General features: G+C 63.9%; 2 protein-coding genes. Both read right to left on the bottom strand.

The window, feature by feature from the left end; translation table 11 throughout:
* Positions 1-30: 30 nt before the first annotated feature.
* On the bottom strand, positions 31-936 hold the full coding sequence (locus J1777_RS14180; RefSeq protein WP_207576318.1) for a U32 family peptidase: 906 nt from the start codon (positions 934-936) through the stop codon (positions 31-33).
* Between the two features lie 81 nt (positions 937-1017).
* On the bottom strand, positions 1018-2010 hold the full coding sequence (gene ubiU / locus J1777_RS14175; protein ID WP_242700562.1) for a ubiquinone anaerobic biosynthesis protein UbiU: 993 nt from the start codon (positions 2008-2010) through the stop codon (positions 1018-1020).
* Between the last annotated feature and the right edge of the window lies 1 nt (position 2011).

Genomic DNA, 2011 nt, shown 5'->3' with positions numbered 1-2011 from the left:
GTCATGGCAAGTCCTTGGGGGTGCAGAGGTTCAGGCGGCGGTCAGGGTGGGTTCGACCAGCTCCATGCCGGGGCGGCCATGCCAGTAGCCATTGCAGGCATCGGCAGGCATAAAGGGGCGCAGGGCGGCGACCGCATTGGCCTGCGGGGTGTTGGTTTTGCGGGCGGCATCAAAGGCGGCCACGATATCGGCCGTGTGCAGCCCTTGGGGCGAGATGCGCAGGATGTCCACCCCCAGGCTGGCCAGTTGCGGCACATCGGCAATCAGGTTGTGCACCTTGGCCGATTGGGTTTGGATGCCGTTCAAGGTGAGGAAGGCCTCGCCCTCGCGGCTTTTGAGCAGTTGGCCGTCGGCGTGTTCGATGCAGCGAAAGCCGCAGTCGTCCTTGGGCAGGTTGTAGTGTCGGGCGGTAAAGCAGCGCGCCGAGAAGGCCAGCGGCATGCGGCCATAGGCAAACACCTCGGTTTGCAGCCCGGCCGGGCGGCTCTCTTGCAATACGGCCAGGTCGCTGGCACGCATCTCCAGCGGCATCACCCAGCGCGTGGCCCCCAGGCTGGCCATCCAGGCCAGGGCATCGGGGTTGAACAGGTTGAGCTGTGCCCCGGCGACAAAGGGGCGTTGGAGCGCCAGGTTGTGCACCGCGCCCATGTCGCCCGCTTCGATCAAAAACTCGGTTTCGCGCACGATTTTGTGCATGTCGGCCACGTCGCTGGTCGATTCCAGCAGCACCATGGTGGACAGCACCACCTCTTTGCCCGCATCGCGCAGCATGTGGGCAATGTCCAGCCAATCGCTGTGGCGCAGCTCACGGCGGCGTGAGCACACCACTTCGCCCAGGTACACGATGTCCACCGGGGTTTCGGCCATGGTTTGGTAGAACTCAAAAATGGTTTCGCGGTGCCAGTAGTACTGCACCGGGCCGAGGGATAACTTCATCATGGCAATGTCAAAAATTTGTATTCAATAAGGCTTTAACGCTTGCAGAGTAAGCGCAAGCAGCTATGGTTTATTGCTTGGTTATTTCCAAGGCCGGTGGTAAGCGCCCAGGGTGTGCTGCTGGCCCTCGGCCACCTGGTCGAGGCTGGCCATCCAGGCCGTTTTGGGGGCGTAGAGGTGGCCCTGGGCCATGCAGTGGTCGATGGCCTCGCGCCACACCTTGGTCACCTGCGCCACGTAGGCGGGGCTGCGCTGGCGGCCTTCGATCTTGAAGGCCCGCACGCCCATCTTCACCAGCTGGGGCAGCAGCTCCAGGGTGTTCAGGCTGGTGGGCTCTTCCAGGGCGTAGTAGTTGCTTTCAGCGCCCACATCAAAGCGGCCCTTGCACAGCGTGGGGTAGCCGGCGTTTTCGCCGTGGCCGTATTTGTCGATCAGCACGCCGTTCAGGCGCGATTCCACGCCGGTGGACGTGTCTTTCCAGCGCACAAATTTGGCCGGCGAGCACACGCCATGCGTGTTGGGCGACTCGCCTGTGGCATACGACGACAGGGCGCAGCGCCCCTCCACCATCACGCACAGGCTGCCAAAGCCAAAGACCTCGATCTCCACACTGGTGCGCTGGGTGACCTGTTTGACCTGCTCCAGCGACAGCACGCGCGGCAGCACGGCGCGCTGGATGTTGAACTGCTGCTGGTACAGGTTGATCGCGTCGTGGTTGGTGGCCGAGCCTTGTACCGACAGGTGCAGGCGCAGCTGCGGGTGCCGGTCGGTGGCGTAGCGCATCAGGCCGGGGTCGGCCAGGATGACGGCATCAATGCCCCAGGCGGCCGCGCGGTCCAGCGCCGAGCGCCAGGGCGCGGGGTTGCTGGCTTGTGGATAGGTGTTCAGCGCCAGCAGCACCTTGCGGCCCCGGCTGTGGGCGTAGGCGATGCCTTCTTGGATGGCTTTTTCGTCAAAGTTCAGGCCAGCAAAGTTGCGTGCGTTGGTGGCATCGCGCAGGCCCAGGTAAACGCAATCGGCTCCGCCATCAATGGCCGCTTTCAGGGCAGGCAGGCTGCCGGCGGGGCAGACCAGT

Source organism: Comamonas denitrificans (assembly GCF_017368815.1).
GTDB lineage: Bacteria > Pseudomonadota > Gammaproteobacteria > Burkholderiales > Burkholderiaceae_C > Comamonas > Comamonas denitrificans.
This window is presented reverse-complemented; position numbering and strand designations above follow the sequence as displayed.

Excerpts from the sequence above, each read along its gene's own strand:
- J1777_RS14180 (WP_207576318.1), bottom strand. The coding sequence starts at position 936 with ATGAAGTTATCCCTCGGCCCGGTGCAGTACTACTGGCACCGCGAAACC.